This window comes from Paracoccus xiamenensis, assembly GCF_011308835.1.
Lineage (GTDB): Bacteria > Pseudomonadota > Alphaproteobacteria > Rhodobacterales > Rhodobacteraceae > Paracoccus > Paracoccus xiamenensis.
The window spans coordinates 124,482-138,212 of record NZ_JAAOHY010000004.1; the positions used below are offsets into that span (position 1 = coordinate 124,482).

Genomic DNA, 13,731 nt, shown 5'->3' on the forward strand with positions numbered 1-13,731 from the left:
CGTTCCAGCTGGATTTCCAATGTCTCGCCACCAGCTGCCACCATTCACGCTGTCAGGTTGTTCTGTCGCGACATGATTGCCTGCTCGATAGGCATAAAATGCCCGCTCCATGATGAAACTGCAATAGGTTTCAGTGACATAGCAGGGCCAGCCGCCAGCTCTGCAATCGTGTCTGCCCATGCCGCGGAATCGTCAGCGTCCAGATAGCGCGGGTAATCGCCCAGCAGTTCTCGCGCCGATGGCAGCGGGGCGGTCAGAACCGGGATACCGCGCCCCGCAGCCTCGGTTAGCGGCAGGCCGAAGCCCTCGGCACGGGAGGGCATCAGCAGGCCGTGGCTGCGACTGATCAATGCGGCCACAGCGGCGTCGGGCAGGCCTGCGCGTTCGATCACCGCGCCGTCCTTTGGCAGTTTGTCGAGCCGGGCGAAAACCTCGGCATTTTCCCAGCCGCGCCGGCCGAGTATCAGCAGGCGCGGCATCTTTTCCGCCGACAGGCGGCGGGCAAGCCGTTCCCAGACATCCAGCAGCAGTGCGTGGTTCTTGCGCGGCTCTATGGTGCCGAGGGTCACGAAAAGGGGCCGGTCCAGGGGCAGATCGGCTGGAATGGCGCTTGGATCGGGCGGGGTCAGGGTTGTGCCGATCGGGGCTGCGATGATCGGCGCACGGCGGGTGACGGCCAGCCGGCCGCGCCAAAGCGCGACGTTCTCGGCGGTGGCTTGCGAGACGGTGACGATCAGGTCCGCGAAGTTCAACGCGTTCATCAGCCGGGCGCGGAATTTCGGAGCCTGCCCCTGGCGGGTAAATTCCGGGTGGTCCAGCGGGATGGTGTCATGGATCAGCACCACCCGCATCAGCGGTGCGAGGCCGATCAACAGTCTCCGATCCAGATTGGAATGACCGACATTCAGATAAGCCGCGCCGGGCAGGCGGCGCTGCATTTCCGCCGCAAGGCCGCGTCCGTCACGGTTGGCAACCGTCAGGGCCATCTGGCGCAGCGCGGTTCTGGCAAGCGCGGGCGCCCCGGACTGCCGGGCCAGCCGTTCACGCCAGCCGGGTCGGGCGGGCAGGCCCGACAGGTCGCCGGCGATCCAGCGCAGGATCAAAGGCCCCGCAGCCGGTGGCAGCAGGGCCTGGCCGCGGGTGACACGACACAGAAGCAGGTGCGGGCGGTCGGCCATATGGGCCAGCCAGGCGGCTTCGACGCGGTCAATTCCGGTCAAGGGGCCGGTCCCGATCCGAGAGACCAGCCGCGAGACGTCCAGCAGAAATGCCGGGCTAGCGGTCATATCCGCCATTCTGATGCCATCGCCAGGCATCGCGGATCATCTGTGGCATGGTGGACCGGTCGGGCGTCCAGCCCAGAACCCGCCCGGCGCGTTCGCTGCCAGATACGAGCTTGACCGCATCGCCCGCGCGGCGCGGCCCGTCCTGCATGGGAACTTCGCGATTGGTGACCGTTCCGGCAGCGCGCACGACCTCGCGGACCGAGAAGCCATCGCCGGTGCCAAGGCAGAAAACCTCGGTCCCGCCTTTCGTCGGGCCTTTCCCGGCACGCAGCCAGTTCAGGCCCTGCACATGGGCGTCGACCAGATCCATGACATGGACATAGTCGCGGATGCAGGTTCCGTCCTCGGTCGGGTAATCGGTGCCGTGGATGGTCAGCGCCGCGCGGCGGCCGTCTATGGCGTCAAGGATCAGCGGGATCAGGTGGGTTTCCGGCTGGTGGAACTCGCCCACCTCGCCATCGGGATCGGCGCCGGCGACGTTGAAATACCGAAAGATCACGCTGTTCAACCCGTCCGAGGCGCCGAAATCCTTCAGCATATCCTCGATCGCGCGCTTGCTGGCGCCGTAGGCGTTCAGTGGCAGCTGGGCGCTGCCCTCATTCAGGACCACCCCGTCCTGATCGCCATAGGTCGCGCAGGTCGAGGAAAAGACGAAATCACGCACGCCAGCGGCCAGCGTCGCCTCGATCAGCGACAGCGAGGCGCTGACATTGCCGCGCCAGTACTTGCCGGGCTGTGACATCGCCTCGCCAACCTGGCTGAGGGCGGCGAAATGCATCACCGCGACGGGTTTATACTTGGCGAAAACCGCATCAAGCCGGGCGCGGTCCATCAGCTCGCCTTCCTCGAAGGGGCCGAACTTCACCGCCTCGCGCCAGCCCGTGATCAGGCTGTCATAGGTCACGGGAACAAAACCCGCCGCCGCAAGCGCCTTGCAGGCATGAGAGCCGATGTAACCGGCACCGCCGGTTACCAGAACCTTGTCCGCCATTACTCGGCCGCGCGCTGCATCGAAACGACCTCGTTCAGATAGTCGAGGAACTCGTCGCGCAACTCGTCGCGTTCCAGACCGAAGGCGACGGTGGCCTGCAGGAAGCCAGCTTTCGAACCGCAGTCATAGCGCTGACCGCGGAAGCGCAGGCCGAACACCTCGCGGCCCTCGACGATCTCGTCGGCGATGGCATCGGTCAACTGGATCTCACCGCCCGCGCCTTCGCGCAGCTTGTTGAGGTTTTGTAGCACCGTCGGCGCCAGAATATAGCGCCCGATCACCGCCAGGTTCGACGGCGGGTTTTCCTTCGGCTTCTCGACCAGGCCCTTGGCCTTGACGATGGCGCCCATATCTTCGGCCACGTCCAGAACGCCGTAGGACTTGGTCTTTTCCATCGGCACTTCCATGGTCGCAACCATGGTGCCGCCGGTTTCGCCATGGGCTTCGATCATCTGCTGAAGGCAGGGGGGCTCGCCCATGATGACGTCATCGGTCAGGATGACAGCGACGGATTCATTTTCAGGAACCAGCCGGCGGGCGCACCAGACGGCGTGACCCAGGCCCATGGCCTTGTGCTGGCGCACATAGGCGATCGCGCCCGAATCCATGTTCGTGCCGCGCAGAATGTCCAAAAGGTCGTTCTTGCCGCCCCGCTTCAGGGTCGCTTCCAGTTCATGGGCGTGGTCGAAATAATCCTCCAGCGCGCCCTTGCCGCGCGAGGTCACAAAAATGAATTCTTCGATCCCGGCTGCCCGGGCTTCATCAATTGCATACTGAATGAGTGGGCGGTCAACCAGGGTCATGATCTCTTTCGGGATCGACTTGGTGGCTGGCAAAAAACGCGTGCCAAGACCGGCGACCGGGAAAATTGCTTTGGTGACTTTCCGGCTCATGACGGTATTCCCTTCGAATTGCGGTTTTCCGCGTATTTCCTTTTTATCCGCAAGTTCTGCAAGTGAACAAGCGTGGCGCGCCAACGTCCGCAGAAAGTGCTAAGTTCCGGCGCGAGTTCGCCAAATTCGCCTCGCGCGTAAGTCTGCTGCGCATATGCCAGCGCGCCATGGGCGAATCACCCGGTTCCGAGGGCCCCCAGATTCCGCCGGTCTGTTCGAACCAACCCTGTTTGGTCAGCCGGACCCGGTGCGGCAGAACGCTGGGCGTCAACAGGAAAATGGTGGGGACCAGGCCCTGCGACAGCAGTTTGGCTGCCTCGCCACGCAGGCGGTTCGCGTGCCAGTGCCAGCCCCCGATCACCGCGCTGTCATGGCAGGGGGACGGCATGCGACGAAAGGCCGCAGGGCTGTCGTTGCGCGGCGGCGGCGGGCCTTCCAGCGCCATCTGTCGGCCATCGCGCAGACCGGCGCGCAGTGTGGTCAGCACCGGGGCTATGCGCAGCGGGTCCATCCGTCCGTCCAGCATGGCGCGGTGCATCTGCCGCCGCAGGCGGGGCAGCAGCACGTCATCGGGCGCTGCGCCGCCGTGCCGGCGTGCAAACAGCGCGGCCGAGCGGCCGTGCACATGCAGATCCAGCGGCGTCGCCGGCCCGGTCCGCCGCGGGTTGCCCGCGCGGGCGTGGATCACCTGCGCGGAGGGCTCTACCGCCGTCAGCCCCTCAGGGAAGGTTTGGGCCATGCGCATGTTCACGTCCGATTCGTCCAGGTGATAGGAGAAGATCGGATCGAAGCCGCCCACCTGGCGCAGCGCGCTGGCGCGGAACGCGCAATTGGTGCCCAGTGTGCTGACGGGTTCTTCCGCCTCGACAGGCAGCAGCTGCAGTGCGGGAGCGCGGGGCAGTTCGCGCGGGAGGCCTTGGCGGCTGATCCGTTGGGTCCGGCTTTGCCAGCGAAAGCCGTCGCGGTCGCGGGTCCAGCCGGCGGCGGCGATCACCCGCGCATCCGCGAAGGGCGCGGCCAGCCGCGACAGCCAGGTCGGTTCCGCCACCGAATCGTCGTCGATGAAGGCAATGATGTCGCCCGCCGCCTGCGCGATTCCGAGGTTGCGCGCCTGCGAAATATTCGGCAGGTCGAACCCGACCCGCTTGATTGGCAGATCGGGGCGCTGCGTCAGCCCCTCCGGGTCGGCGACCAGAATGACCTCGAAATCCGGATGCGTTTGATAGCTGAGCGCGGTCAGGCACAGCCCCAGCAATTCCGGCCGCCCGCGCGAGACGACGACGACACTCGCCCTTATCGCGGGGGCTGCGGTGGCCGGGCTCACGCCTGACCCATCTCCGCCAGCATGGATTCGATGCGGGGGATGTCCTCGGGGTTGTTCAGCTCCCAGAACTGGCGGCCGCGTGCGGCGACCTCGACGCAGAGGATACGGCGACCGTTTTCCAGGAAGCGCAGCTGTTCCAGCCCTTCCAGCCTTTCCAGCTTGCCCTCGGGCCAGCCAGGATAGGCGGCGAGCGCGTCGGGCCGGTATGCGTAGACGCCGACATGGTGGAAGACCGGGGTGATTTCGTCCGGGGCGAAGTCGCGGCCGGCATAGGGGATCACCTCTTTCGAGAAATACAGCCCCTGCATCCGCGCCCCGAAGACCGCCGTGGTGCCGCCGACGCGGCCGGCGGCGCGGTCGGCCAGCAGATCCGCCCGCATCTTGCCCGATGTCTGAAGCACCGGCGTGGCCAGATCGGCCGCGCTATCGGCGCGCAGGCCGGCGACCAGATCCTCGATGAACCAGGCGGGTGTCAGGGGCGCGTCGCCTTGCAGGTTGACCACGATCTCGGGCGTGATGCCCATATTCGTCACCGCCTCGGCGCAGCGTTCGGTGCCGTTGCGGCATTCGGGCGAGGTCATCACCACCTCGGCCCCGAAAGCTTCTGCGGCATCGCGGATGCGGTCGTCATCGGTGGCGACGACGACCCGGTCGATGCCCGCCACATCCTGCGCCGCGCGCCAGCTGCGTTCGATCAGCGACAGCGATTGACCGGTCGCGCCTTTCAGCATCGCCAGCGGCTTGCCGGGGTAGCGGGTAGAGGCAAAGCGGGCCGGGATGACGATGACAACCGACATCAGGCGGTATCTTTCACAAGCAGCACGCCCGGCGCATAGGCGATGAAGAAGGGGTTTTCGAAGCCGGGCTTGCCATAGGCCAAGGGCGTGTGATCGTCAAAACGCACCACCTCGCCACCCGCGCCGCGCAGCACCGCATCGCCTGCGGCCGTGTCCCATTCCATCGTCCGGCCAAGGCGCGGATACAAATCCGCCTCGCCCGTCGCCACCAGGCAGAACTTCAGCGACGACCCGGCCGAGGTCATGTCGCGCGTCCGGTAACGCCCGATATATTCATCGGTCGCCGCGTCGCGGTGCGATTTCGACGCCACGATCATCAGCCCGCGATTGTCAGGCGTGGCATTGACGCCGATCGAATGGGTGGCGCCGGGAGCCTCGCCAAAGGGACCTGTCTCCTCGACCGAGCGGCCATCGGCAGTGGTATAGAACAGCCGCCCCTTGGCCGGTGCATAGACAACGCCCCGCAACGGCACGCCGTTTTCGACATAGGCGATGTTGACGGTGAAATCGCCGCGCCGCTGGACGAATTCCTTGGTTCCGTCCAACGGGTCCACGATCAGGAAAGTCGTGGCCTGCTGGCCGTGGGTGGCGGCCTGTTCTTCGGTCACCAGCGTGACATCTGGAAATTCCGCGCGCAGCCCGGCCGAGATCAGCGCATCCGCGGCCTCGTCCGCCTCGGTAACGGGTGAGGCGTCGGATTTCGAACGAACCTCGAAATCCTCGGCGCCGTAAATCTGCATGATCCTGTCGCCAGCTTCCAGCGCAAGCCGGCGCATCACCGTGGTGAGCCTGTCGAAATCCATGTCGCCCTCCGGACGTTAATCGTTCATTCATCGAGCCTTGCATGTTTGATTGTGCAGGGCTGTTCGGACACTTATGATCCGGGCGTGGGTTCAGGGCAAGCCGGACGCGCCGGCAGGCCGACCCGCCAGCGAGGGACAATTGTTTCAACAGCGCAGAACCACGAACCTTTTCCAGGCCTCGCTTACCACGATGGCGCTGATCTATCACATGACCGTCTACAAGCTGCGCAAGAGCGAGCGCAGCGCGATTGTCGGGCTGCTGATGACGATCTTGCGCGGCATGATGATGGTGGCGGTCTTCTATGCGCTGTTCACGATCATTGGGGTGCGCACCTCGCCGATCCGGGGGAATTTCATCGTCTACATCATGACCGGCATCTTCATGTTCATGACCCATAACCAGGCCATCACGGCGGTCATGTCTGCAGAAGGCCCGGTTTCGCCGCTAATGAAGCACACGCCGATGAACACCGCGATCTCGATCAGTGCGGCAGCGCTGGCGGCGCTGTATCAGCAGCTGCTCGCCTGTACGGTGCTGCTGCTGTTCACCAATACATTCATCGAGCCGTTGGGGATAGACCGGCTGGTCCCCTGCCTCGGCATGTTCCTGCTGGCCTGGTTCACCGGCTGCTGCATCGGGCTGGTCTTCCGTGCCGCGCAGCCCTGGTGGCCGCGCGGGATCACGATCATCAGCCAGTTCTACATGCGGATGAACATGTTCACCTCGGGCAAGATGGTAGTGGCTAACACGCTGCCCCATTTCGTGCTGCGCATGTTCGACTGGAATCCGCTGTTTCACGTCATCGACCAGACCCGCGGCTTCGCCTTCATCAACTATACGCCGCACAATTCCAGCCTGATGTATCCGATCTATGTCTCGATCGCACTGGCGATGATCGGGTTGATGGGGGAATTCGTGACCCGCAACCAGGTCTCGCTCAGCTGGACGGCGGGGCGCTGAAACGCCTGCCCAAATTGATGAAAAACGGGTGCCCGACAGGTCGCGGCGGTTCTTGCAGCCCGAAAACAGCCTTCCTATATAGCCCAACGAAGCCGGCCATCGGGACGGCCGGTTGCATAAGGGATCAGGCCCGCGGGGGCCTTTCATGGACCCGTGGACCGCAGAAATCGCCGGAAGAAAGGTTTATACATGTCTAAAGTCATCGGGATCGACCTGGGCACCACCAACAGCGTTGTCGCCATTATGGACGGCAGCCAGCCCAAGGTGATCGAAAACAGCGAAGGCGCACGTACCACGCCCTCGATCGTCGGTTTCACCGAAGGTGAACGCCTGGTCGGTCAGCCGGCGAAACGCCAGGCTGTGACCAACCCCACCAATACCGTCTTCGCCGTCAAGCGCCTGATCGGCCGCCGCGTCACCGACCCGGCCGTGGAAAAGGACCGCAAGCTGGTTCCTTACGAGATCGTCGACGGCGGCAATGGCGACGCCTGGGTCGAGGTCCGGGACGAGAAATATTCGCCCGCGCAGATCAGCGCCATGATCCTGGGCAAGATGAAGGAAACCGCCGAGAGCTATCTTGGCGAACCCGTCACCCAGGCCGTCATCACCGTGCCCGCCTATTTCAACGACGCCCAGCGTCAGGCCACCAAGGACGCGGGCAAGATCGCCGGCCTTGAAGTGCTGCGTATCATCAACGAACCGACCGCCGCCGCACTGGCTTACGGTCTGGACAAGAAAGAATCGAAAACCATCGCGGTCTATGACCTTGGCGGCGGTACCTTCGACATCACCATTCTGGAAATCGACGACGGGTTGTTCGAAGTGAAATCGACCAACGGGGACACGTTCCTGGGCGGCGAAGACTTCGACATGCGCATCGTCAACTATCTGGCGGACGAGTTCAAAAAGGAACATGGCGTCGACCTGACCAAGGACAAGATGGCCCTTCAGCGCCTGAAAGAGGCGGCGGAAAAGGCCAAGATCGAACTGTCCAGCTCGACCCAGACCGAGATCAACCAGCCGTTCATCTCGATGGACAAGAACTCGGGCACGCCGCTGCACATGGTCGTCAAGCTGACCCGCGCCAAGCTGGAAAGCCTGGTCGGCGACCTGATCAAGCGCACCATGGACCCGGTGAAAGCCGCGCTGAAAGATGCCGGCGTTTCCAAGGCCGACATTGACGAGGTCGTGCTGGTCGGCGGGATGACCCGGATGCCGAAAGTGATCGAGGAGGTCTCGGGCTTCTTCGGCAAGGAACCCCACAAGGGCGTGAACCCCGACGAGGTCGTGGCGCTGGGTGCTGCCGTTCAGGCCGGCGTTCTGCAGGGCGACGTCAAGGACGTGGTGCTGCTGGACGTGACCCCGCTGTCGCTGGGCATTGAAACCCTGGGCGGTGTCTTCACCCGGCTGATCGACCGCAACACCACCATCCCGACCAAGAAAAGCCAGGTCTTCTCGACCGCCGAGGACAACCAGAACGCGGTGACGATCCGGGTGTTCCAGGGCGAACGCGAGATGGCTGCGGACAACAAGCTGCTGGGCCAGTTCAACCTGGAAGACATCCCCCCGGCGCCGCGCGGTCTGCCCCAGATCGAGGTGACCTTCGACATCGACGCCAACGGCATCGTGTCGGTGAACGCCAAGGACAAGGGCACCGGCAAGTCGCAGGACATCACCATCCAGGCCTCGGGTGGTCTGTCGGATGAAGAAATCGACAAGATGGTCCGCGACGCGGAAACGAATGCCGAGGCCGACAAGTCCCGCCGCGAACTGGTCGAGGTCAAGAACCAGGGCGAAAGCCTGATCCACTCGACCAAGAAATCGCTGGACGAGCATGGCGACAAGGTCGACGGCTCGACCGTCGAGGCGATCGAACTGGCCATCGGCGCGCTGGAAGAAGCCCTCAAGTCGGAAGATGCCGGCAAGATCAAGGGCGGCATTCAGAACGTCATGGACGCCTCGATGCGCCTGGGCGAGGCCATCTACAAGGCGCAGCAGTCCGATGAGGGCGAGGCTGCTGCCAGCGAAGGCCCGCGTGACGTCGATGACGATATTGTCGACGCCGATTTCGAAGATCTCGGTGAAGGCAAGCGCAAGTAAGCGCGGATGAACGGCGAGGCCGGTTCGGGCACCCCGCTCGGGCCGGCCTTTGCGTAAGGGGTACGGAATGGCGAAACGCTGCTATTACGAAACACTTGGCGTGTCCAAGGGCGCCGCGGGCGACGAGATCAAGAAGGCCTTTCGCAGCAAGGCGAAAGAGCTTCATCCCGATCGCAACAGCGCCGATCCGACGGCGGAATCGAAGTTCAAGGAAGTCAACGAAGCCTATGACTGCCTGAAGGATCCGCAGAAGAAGGCGGCCTATGACCGCTTCGGACATGGTGCCTTTGACGGCAGCGGCGGCTTTGGCGGCTTCGGGCGCGGCGGTGGCGCGGGGCAGGGCGATTTCGGTTCGGCCTTCGCCGATATTTTCGAAGACCTGTTCGGCGATTTTGGCGGGCGTGCCGGTGCCGGCGCAGGCCGTGCGCGGCCCAGCCGCGGCCAGGACCTGCGCTATAATCTTTCGGTCTCACTTGAAGAAGCGTTCGAGGGCGTCCAGAAAACCATCAATATCCCCGGTTCGGTCGCTTGCGACGAATGCGACGGCACCGGCGCCGAGGGCAAGGTCGAACCGGTGACCTGCCCGACCTGTTCGGGCATGGGCAAGGTCCGCGCCAGCCAAGGCTTTTTCACCGTCGAACGCACCTGCCCGACCTGTAACGGTCAGGGCCAGATGGTCAAGAATCCCTGTCAGGCCTGCGCCGGACAGGGCCGCGTCGAACAGAAGCGCGCGCTTCAGGTCAATATCCCGGCCGGCGTCGAAACCGGCACCCGCATCCGCCTGGCAGGCGAGGGCGAGGCCGGCTTGCGTGGCGGCACGGCGGGCGATCTGTATATCTTCGTCACCGTCGCCGAACACGAGATCTTCCTGCGTGACGGCAAGTTGCTGGCCTGTCAGGTGCCTGTCGGCATGGCCATCGCCGCCCTGGGTGGCGAGGTCGAGGTGCCCACCATCGACGGCGGCCGCTCGCGCGTGAAAGTCCCCGCTGGCAGCCAGACCGGCCGGCAGATGCGCCTGCGCGGCAAGGGCATGCCGCCGCTGCGCCACGGCGCGCGCGCCAATGACGAACCCGGCGACATGATGATCGAACTGGTCGTCGAAACCCCGGTCAACCTGACCCCGCGGCAAAAGGAACTGCTGCGCGAATTTGATGAAATCAAGGCCGACAATTCGCCGCAATCGGCTGGTTTCTTCAATAAGGTCAAGAACTTCTGGGAAGGGATGACGGGCACCTGACCCGTCAGCCTTTTAGGCTGCTGCCCGGACCGCGCGCAGGATCGTTAGATCCTCGCGCGTGGGAATGACCAGGACCTCGACGCGGGAATCCTGATCTGCGATGCCAAAGGCGCTATAATCGTTGGCGCGCGCATTCAGACGAACGCCCAGCCAGTGCAGCCCGGCGCAGACGTTTTCGCGGATCTCATAGGAATTCTCGCCAATCCCGGCGGTGAAGATCAGCGCATCCAGCCCCCCCAGCATCGCGGTCAGCTCGGCCACCCCGCGGCAGATGCTCTGGACGAAATAGGCGACGGCCTCGGTTGCCTCGGGCGCGGGGCTGGCCAGAAGCGTGCGCATGTCGCTGGATACTCCTGACAGCCCCAGCAGGCCCGATTTGCGATAGAGCATGTCTGACAGCTCGGCACTGCTCATTCCCCGGTCCAGCAGATACAGCAGCACGCCGGGGTCGATCTGCCCGCAGCGCGTGCCCATGGCCAGCCCGTCAAGCGCCGAAAACCCCATGGTCGTTGCGACCGACTTGCCGTCCTGCATCGCGCAAAGTGACGCGCCGTTGCCCAGATGGGCGACAATCACGCGCCCCGAGGCAAGCTTCGGGTCATGTTCCCGCAGCGCTCCGGCGATATAGTCGTAACTGAGGCCGTGAAACCCATAGCGACGCACGCCGGCATCGAAATATTCGCGCGGGATGGCATAGGTTTCATTCAGGCGTGGCATGGTGCGGTGGAAAGCGGTGTCGAAACAGGCGATCTGCACCGCATCGGGAAAAGCCGCACGGGCGGCGCGGATGCCCGCCAGGCAGTGCGGCTGATGCAGCGGGGCCAGCGGCGTCAATGCCTCCAGCTGCGCTTGCACGTCGTCGTCGATCGCGACCGGCGCGGCAAAGTCGGGGCCACCATGGACAACGCGATGCCCCACCGCCTTGATCGTATGGCCGGGATAGTGCTGACCCATCGCGCCGATGGCCACCATAAGCGCGGCGCCGTGATCGGCGACCGCCCCGATTTCGCCGGTCGAAAGCGGCTGGCCCTGCGCGTCCTTCAGCTTGATCTCGGCCCGGTCGGCCGCGCCGATGCGGTCGATCAGCCCGCTGACCTCGGGCGTTTCGTCGCCGTCGATATAGATCGAGAACTTCAGCGAGGATGAACCGGCATTCAGGATCAGGATTTCGCCGTTCATCCCTTTGTCTCCGCCCCGTGGAAGTGGCGGATTGCCGCAACCGCGCAAGAGGCCAGCCGCGACATCGACCCGTCCGAACGCGAGTTCAGGATAACCGGCACCTTCGCGCCCAGCACGATCCCGGCGGCCTCGGCATGGCTGATATAGGCCAGCTGCTTGGCCAGCATATTGCCCGCGTCGATCCCCGGCACGACAAGGATATTGGCGCGGCCCGCGACATCGCCCTTCAGCCCCTTGGTATGCGCGGCGCCCATGTCGACGGCATTGTCCATCGCCAGCGGCCCATCGACCGCGCCGCCTTTGATCTGGCCGCGCTCGGCCATCTTGGACAGCAGCGCGGCATCGACCGAGGACTGGATTTCAGGGTTCACCGTTTCAACCGCCGACAGGATCCCGGCGCGTGGCACCAACCCCAGCGACGTTGCCAACTCGATCGCGTTCTGGGTGATATCGACCTTGGTCTTCAGGTCGGGGGCGATGTTGATGGCGGCGTCGGTGACCAGCAGCGGTTCAGGTTCGCCCGGCACGTCCATGACGAAGACATGGGTGAATCGGCGGCCGGCGCGAAGACCAACCTCCTTGTCCAGCAGCGCGCGCAGCAGGTCGTCAGTATGCAGATGCCCCTTCATCACCGCATTGGCGCGGCCCTCATGGACCAGCTTGCAGGCCAGCAGCGCGGCGCCGGTATCGGTCGGCTCATCTATGATCTCGAAGGCCGCGATGTCGCGTCCGATCCGTTCTGCGGCGGCACGGATACGGGCGGCATCACCGATCAGGATGGGGGTGATGATGGCGTCGTCGCTGGCCAGCAGCGCCCCGCGCAGCGATTCGTCCTCGGTCGGGCAGACTACGGCAGTGATCAGCGCCGGCAGCGGCGCGGCGCGGGCGATCAGCGCTTCGAAATGGCGGTGACGCTGGACGATCAGGCCGGGGATATGGACGTCCTCGGCGGCGAATTTGCGGGCGGGGGCGATGACCTGCGCTTCGCCCGCGACGATCATCGTGTCGTCGGCGGGGCGCAGCACCTCGGTCCGCAGGGTGACGATGCCGGTCGAGGCGATATCGGTCACGGTGACGCGGGCGAGCAGCTCGTCTCCGGCATGGGCGCGGTCCTGAAAGGACAGCACCTGGTTGCGATACAGCGTCCCCGGCCCGGGCAGGATAGAGCCGAGCACGCCAGCAATCAGGCTGGCCAGAAACATTCCCGGCGCGACTTCATCAGGGCGGCCGTCGCCGTCGGTGTCAAAGCCGGGCAGGTGCAGCGTGTTGTAATTCCCCGAGGTCGCAGCGAAGGCGATCAGGTCGTCTGGCGTGATAAGCCGGCGAAGCTCGGCGGTGTCGCCGATGCGCAGTTCGTCGAAGGTCTTGTTCTCAAGTTTCACGGCATGTCTCCGGCCTGATTTGTCGCCCGGTATCAACCGCACCGGGTACGGCGGAACTTGTGCGGGCGCGGGCGGGCATGGTCAAGCGCGGTCGCAGCTGACGGGGAATGCCGCCGCGTCAGGCCACGCAAAAGGGCCGGCCCCGCATTGGGGAACCGGCCCTGCGCAATGTCGTGACAGCTGGGTCAGAGATCAGGGGTTGATGACGACAGGGACGCCGCCCTGAAGCATGGCGAAGATTTCCTCGATCTCGCTATCCTCGACCGCGATGCAGCCGGCGGTCCAGTCCACCTTCTTGGCTGCGGCTGCTGCAGCGCCTTCACGGCCGCGGCCATGGATGAAGATGTCGCCACCCGGCTTCAGTCCGACGGCCAGGGCGCGTGCGGTATCCTGGGTGTTCGGATAGCTGACGCCGACCGAAAGGTGATAGGTGCTGCGCGGGTTGAACCGGTCGATGAAATAGATGCCTTCCGGCGTCTTGCCGTCGCCTTCGAATTGCTTGGCCCCGATCGGCTGGTTGCCAAGCCCGATCTTGTAGGATTTCAGCACTGTCTTGCCCGAGACCAGATACATCATCCGGTCGGACTTGTTGATCACAACCTGTGTGACCTGCGGGCCGTCATAGGACAGAAAACGCGGTGCGCGCGGGGTACCCGGCGCGCTGTCACCGCCGCCGCCACAGGCGGCCAGAATTGCCAGAAGGGTCAGGGCCAGACCGGCCCGGATTGCTCGAATCATCACTGCCTCGTCACGCTGTTGTTCGCGTTGATATATCACC

At 64.4% G+C, this 13,731-nt stretch carries 12 protein-coding genes; 3 read left to right on the forward strand and 9 right to left on the reverse strand.

Going from position 1 to position 13,731, the window contains the following annotated elements:
• Positions 1-44: 44 nt before the first annotated feature.
• Genes G7044_RS10655 through cysQ form a run of 6 tightly spaced genes read right to left on the reverse strand, consistent with a single transcriptional unit; the run spans position 45 to position 6,094 of the window.
• A complete protein-coding gene (locus G7044_RS10655) occupies positions 45-1,295 on the reverse strand; it encodes a glycosyltransferase (RefSeq protein ID WP_235931250.1) in 1,251 nt (416 codons plus the stop codon).
• Entirely contained in the window at positions 1,276-2,277 is a 1,002-nt protein-coding gene (gene galE / locus G7044_RS10660; protein ID WP_166328715.1) for a UDP-glucose 4-epimerase GalE, read from the reverse strand. The genes G7044_RS10655 and galE overlap by 20 nt, the downstream gene beginning before the upstream one ends.
• Complete coding sequence (locus G7044_RS10665; RefSeq protein WP_166328717.1) at positions 2,277-3,170, reverse strand: UTP--glucose-1-phosphate uridylyltransferase; 894 nt, start codon at positions 3,168-3,170, stop codon at positions 2,277-2,279. The genes galE and G7044_RS10665 overlap by 1 nt, the downstream gene beginning before the upstream one ends.
• Positions 3,171-3,213: 43 nt before the next feature.
• Positions 3,214-4,494 (reverse strand): glycosyltransferase family 2 protein, encoded by a 1,281-nt coding sequence (locus tag G7044_RS10670; protein WP_328803841.1) that lies wholly within the window; start codon positions 4,492-4,494, stop codon positions 3,214-3,216.
• The gene (locus G7044_RS10675; RefSeq protein ID WP_166328719.1) at positions 4,491-5,291 is read right to left on the reverse strand and encodes a 3-deoxy-manno-octulosonate cytidylyltransferase; all 801 of its coding nucleotides are present in this window, start codon (positions 5,289-5,291) and stop codon (positions 4,491-4,493) included. Before G7044_RS10675 ends, G7044_RS10670 begins: the two co-directional genes overlap by 4 nt.
• The gene (gene cysQ / locus G7044_RS10680) at positions 5,291-6,094 is read right to left on the reverse strand and encodes a 3'(2'),5'-bisphosphate nucleotidase CysQ (RefSeq protein WP_166328721.1); all 804 of its coding nucleotides are present in this window, start codon (positions 6,092-6,094) and stop codon (positions 5,291-5,293) included. The genes G7044_RS10675 and cysQ overlap by 1 nt, the downstream gene beginning before the upstream one ends.
• 190 nt (positions 6,095-6,284) lie before the next feature.
• Here cysQ and G7044_RS10685 point away from each other — a divergent pair, with 190 nt between their 5' ends.
• From G7044_RS10685 to dnaJ, 3 genes are all read left to right on the forward strand, one after another.
• Positions 6,285-7,055 (forward strand): ABC transporter permease, encoded by a 771-nt coding sequence (locus G7044_RS10685; protein ID WP_235931251.1) that lies wholly within the window; start codon positions 6,285-6,287, stop codon positions 7,053-7,055.
• Between the two features lie 189 nt (positions 7,056-7,244).
• Positions 7,245-9,155, forward strand: coding sequence for a molecular chaperone DnaK (dnaK, locus tag G7044_RS10690; protein WP_166328723.1), 1,911 nt, complete (start codon positions 7,245-7,247; stop codon positions 9,153-9,155).
• Positions 9,156-9,222: 67 nt separating this feature from the next.
• Positions 9,223-10,392: a molecular chaperone DnaJ gene (gene dnaJ / locus G7044_RS10695; protein WP_166328725.1), complete on the forward strand. Its 1,170-nt coding sequence runs from the start codon at positions 9,223-9,225 to the stop codon at positions 10,390-10,392.
• Positions 10,393-10,404: 12 nt separating this feature from the next.
• Here the strand turns inward: dnaJ and G7044_RS10700 are convergent, their stop codons facing one another.
• The 3 genes from G7044_RS10700 to G7044_RS10710 all read right to left on the reverse strand — a co-directional run bounded on the left by G7044_RS10700 (position 10,405) and on the right by G7044_RS10710 (position 13,691).
• Positions 10,405-11,571: an acetate/propionate family kinase gene (locus tag G7044_RS10700; protein WP_166328727.1), complete on the reverse strand. Its 1,167-nt coding sequence runs from the start codon at positions 11,569-11,571 to the stop codon at positions 10,405-10,407.
• Positions 11,568-12,953 carry a bifunctional enoyl-CoA hydratase/phosphate acetyltransferase gene (locus G7044_RS10705; RefSeq protein WP_166328729.1) on the reverse strand — a complete coding sequence of 462 codons (1,386 nt, stop codon included), beginning with the start codon at positions 12,951-12,953 and terminating at the stop codon, positions 11,568-11,570. The genes G7044_RS10700 and G7044_RS10705 overlap by 4 nt, the downstream gene beginning before the upstream one ends.
• 192 nt (positions 12,954-13,145) lie before the next feature.
• Entirely contained in the window at positions 13,146-13,691 is a 546-nt protein-coding gene (locus G7044_RS10710; protein WP_166328731.1) for a L,D-transpeptidase family protein, read from the reverse strand.
• Between the last annotated feature and the right edge of the window lie 40 nt (positions 13,692-13,731).

Bases quoted from the DNA above. Each gene is read 5' to 3' on its own strand.
- G7044_RS10655 (WP_235931250.1), bottom strand. From the start codon at position 1,295: ATGGCGGATATGACCGCTAGCCCGGCATTTCTGCTGGACGTCTCGCGG.
- G7044_RS10665 (WP_166328717.1), bottom strand. From the start codon at position 3,170: ATGAGCCGGAAAGTCACCAAAGCAATTTTCCCGGTCGCCGGTCTTGGC.
- dnaK (WP_166328723.1), top strand. From the start codon at position 7,245: ATGTCTAAAGTCATCGGGATCGACCTGGGCACCACCAACAGCGTTGTC.
- G7044_RS10675 (WP_166328719.1), bottom strand. From the start codon at position 5,291: ATGTCGGTTGTCATCGTCATCCCGGCCCGCTTTGCCTCTACCCGCTAC.
- G7044_RS10685 (WP_235931251.1), top strand. From the start codon at position 6,285: ATGGCGCTGATCTATCACATGACCGTCTACAAGCTGCGCAAGAGCGAG.
- cysQ (WP_166328721.1), bottom strand. From the start codon at position 6,094: ATGGATTTCGACAGGCTCACCACGGTGATGCGCCGGCTTGCGCTGGAA.
- G7044_RS10710 (WP_166328731.1), bottom strand. From the start codon at position 13,691: ATGATTCGAGCAATCCGGGCCGGTCTGGCCCTGACCCTTCTGGCAATT.
- galE (WP_166328715.1), bottom strand. From the start codon at position 2,277: ATGGCGGACAAGGTTCTGGTAACCGGCGGTGCCGGTTACATCGGCTCT.
- dnaJ (WP_166328725.1), top strand. From the start codon at position 9,223: ATGGCGAAACGCTGCTATTACGAAACACTTGGCGTGTCCAAGGGCGCC.
- G7044_RS10700 (WP_166328727.1), bottom strand. From the start codon at position 11,571: ATGAACGGCGAAATCCTGATCCTGAATGCCGGTTCATCCTCGCTGAAG.